The 3071-nt window shown below is 72.4% G+C and carries 2 protein-coding genes; both read right to left on the bottom strand.

Going from position 1 to position 3071, the window contains the following annotated elements; translation table 11 throughout:
- The coding region (locus tag G6031_RS00390) for an NADH-quinone oxidoreductase subunit G (protein ID WP_241737101.1) at positions 1-1616 on the bottom strand (1616 nt) is incomplete at its 3' end.
- Complete coding sequence (gene nuoF, locus G6031_RS00385; protein ID WP_182652085.1) at positions 1613-2959, bottom strand: NADH-quinone oxidoreductase subunit NuoF; 1347 nt, start codon at positions 2957-2959, stop codon at positions 1613-1615. The genes G6031_RS00390 and nuoF, both read right to left, overlap by 4 nt.
- Positions 2960-3071: the final 112 nt, after the last annotated feature.

Genomic DNA, 3071 nt, shown 5'->3' with positions numbered 1-3071 from the left:
AGGCGCGCCCCGGTGGCGTCGGCGAGCGCCTCCGCCGCCGGAAGGCCCCCGGGGACCGCTCCCAGTCGCTCGCCCACCAGGATCACGGCGCCGGGGGCGCGCAGGAGCGCGGGCAGGTCGGACAGGTCGGACACGTCAGTCAGCTCGGACAGGCCCGACAGCCCGGACGTGTCGGGCCCGTTCGGACCCGCCACCTGCGCCAACGCGGCGAGGACCTCCGGCTCGTCACCCGGCACCGTCGGCACGAGCGTTGCGCCTGTCTTGCGCACGGACGGCGAGGCGAACGGGGCCACCGAGACGACCCGCACCCCGAGGTCGCGCGCGGCCCTGCGCAGGCGGAGGAAGACGATCGGCGACTCCTCCTCGGGGTCGAAGCCCACGAGCACGACCACCGGTGCGGTCTCGAGATCGGCGTAGGTGACCGCCCCGGCACCACCCGGGCCGCGGCCGACCACGTGCCGGGCGAGGAACTCCGCCTCCTCGGAGGACTGAGGGCGCGCACGGAAGTCGACGTCGTCGGTCCCCAGGACCGCTCGGGCGAACTTGGCGTAGGCGTACGCGTCCTCCCGGGTGAGTCGACCGCCGGTCAGGACGCCCGTGCGACCGCGTGCGGCGGACAACCCCGCGGCGGCCGTGGCGAGCGCGGTGCTCCACGGGACCGGGACAAGGCCCCCGTCCCGGCCGCGGATCATCGGGGTGGTGAGGCGGTCGGGTTGCGTGGCGTAGGCGAAGGCCCACCGGCCCTTGTCGCAGTTCCACTCCTCGTTGACGTCCGGGTCGTCGCCGGCCAGCCTGCGCAGGACCTTCCCGCGGCGGTGGTCCGTCCGCTGCCCACAGCCGCTGGCGCAGTGCTCGCAGACGCCGGGGCTCGAGACCAGGTCGAACGGGCGCGCCCGGAAGCGGTACGCGGCACCGGTGAGCGCCCCGACGGGGCAGATCTGGACGGTGTTGCCGGAGAAGTAGGACTCGAAGGGCTCGTCCCCGAAGACGCCCACCTGCTGTTGGGATCCCCGTTCCATCAGGTCGATGAACGGGTCGCCCGCGATCTGGTCCGAGAACCGGGTGCACCGGGCGCACATCACGCACCGCTCGCGGTCGAGCAGGACCTGCGCCGAGATCGCGATGGGCTTGGGGAACGTGCGCTTGACCTCGGTGAACCGGGAGTGCCCGTGGCCGCTGGAGAGTGCCTGGTTCTGGAGCGGACACTCACCGCCCTTGTCGCAGACGGGGCAGTCCAGCGGGTGGTTGATCAGCAGGAGCTCCATGACCCCGCGTTGGGCCTTGTCCGCGATCTCGGAGGTGAACTGGGTGCGCACCACCATGTCCTCGGTGACCGGGGTGGTGCAGGAGGTCACGGGTTTGGGGGCGCCCTCGACCTCGACGATGCACTGGCGGCACGCGCCGGCCGGCTCGAGCAGCGGATGGTCGCAGAACCGCGGGATCTGAACGCCGAGGCGTTCGGCGGCGCGGATCACCAGCGTGCCGGCGGGCACGGAGACCCGGCGACCGTCCACGGTGAGGGTGACCAGGTCCTCGTCCCCGTCGGGCTTCAGGTCGGCGACGGTGTCGTCGGCGCGCGGGGTGATCTTGTTGGGCACGCGGTCGTCGGGGGTCATCGGGCCACCTCCTCGGTCCGGGCGAAGACGGTCGAGCGGCTGTGATCGAAGGGACAACCGTCGGGGATGTGGGCCAGGTACTCGTCCCGGAAGAGCGCGATGGACGACATGATGGGAGCGCCGGCGGCGTCCCCGAGCGCGCAGAACGACTTGCCGACGATGTTGTCCGAGATGTCGAGCAGCCGGTCCAGGTCGCTCTCCGTCGCGGTGCCGTCCTCGAGCCTGCGCATGATCTGCACCAGCCAGAACGTGCCCTCACGGCAGGGTGTGCACTTGCCGCAGGACTCGTGGGCGTAGAACTCCGACCAGCGCAGCACGGCCCTCACCACGCAGGTCGTGTCGTCGAAGATCTGCAGCGCCTTGGTGCCGAGCATGGAGCCCTCGGCCGCGCATCCCTCGTAGTCCAGGGGCATGTCCAGCTGGGCGTCGGTGAGGATCGGGGTGGAGGAACCGCCGGGGGTCCAGAACTTGAGCGTGTGCCCCTGCCGGATGCCGCCGGCGTGGTCCAACAGTTCCCGCAGGGTGATGCCGAGGGGTGCCTCGTACTGGCCGGGCCGGGCCACATGCCCGGACAGCGAGTACAGCGTGAAGCCGGGGGACTTCTCCGAGCCCATCGAGCGGAACCACTCGGGCCCGTGGTGGAGGATCGACGGGACGCTCGCGACGGACTCGACGTTGTTGACCACGGTGGGACAGGCGTAGAGGCCGGCCACGGCCGGGAACGGGGGACGGAGCCGGGGCTGCCCCCGACGGCCCTCGAGGGAATCGAGGAGCGCGGTCTCCTCACCGCAGATGTAGGCCCCGGCGCCCGCGTGGACCACGATGTCCAGGTCGAATCCGCTGCCCAGGATGTCGCGCCCCAGGAACCCGGCCTCGTACGCCTCGGCGACCGCGGTCTGCAGCCGTCTGAGCACCGGTACCACCTCGCCGCGCAGGTAGATGAACGCGTGGGACGCCCGGATGGCGTACGCCGCGATCACCATGCCCTCGATCAGCACGTGGGGCGTGGCCAGCATGAGGGGCATGTCCTTGCAGGTCCCGGGCTCGGACTCGTCGGCGTTGACCACCAGGTAGTGGGGCTTGGCGGCGGGGTCGGGGGCCTCGGGGTCCTCGGGGGCGTCGGGGCCGGGGGCCTGCGGGATGAAGCCCCACTTGCGGCCGGTGGGGAACCCCGCCCCGCCCCGGCCGCGCAGACCCGCGTCGAGGACGGTGGAGATGACCTCGTCCGGGCCGGTGGCCAGGGCGCGTCGCAGACCCACGTAGCCGTCGTGGGCCAGATAGGTCTCCAGGGTCCAGCTCTCCGGGGCGTCCCAGTAGCGGCTGAGGTACGGCGCGAGCGGCATGTCAGGCCTCCTCGTCGGTGGGAGCGGAGGGCTGGGGCCCGGGCGCGCCGGCGTGGGTATCGGGCGCGTCGGGCGCGTGCATCCCGGCCGCCCTCGCGGCACGGAGACCGGT

It is taken from the genome of Dietzia sp. CQ4 (assembly GCF_014145125.1).
GTDB lineage: Bacteria > Actinomycetota > Actinomycetes > Mycobacteriales > Mycobacteriaceae > Dietzia > Dietzia natronolimnaea.
This window is presented reverse-complemented; position numbering and strand designations above follow the sequence as displayed.

Bases quoted from the DNA above. Each gene is read 5' to 3' on its own strand.
- nuoF (WP_182652085.1), bottom strand. From the start codon at position 2,959: ATGCCGCTCGCGCCGTACCTCAGCCGCTACTGGGACGCCCCGGAGAGC.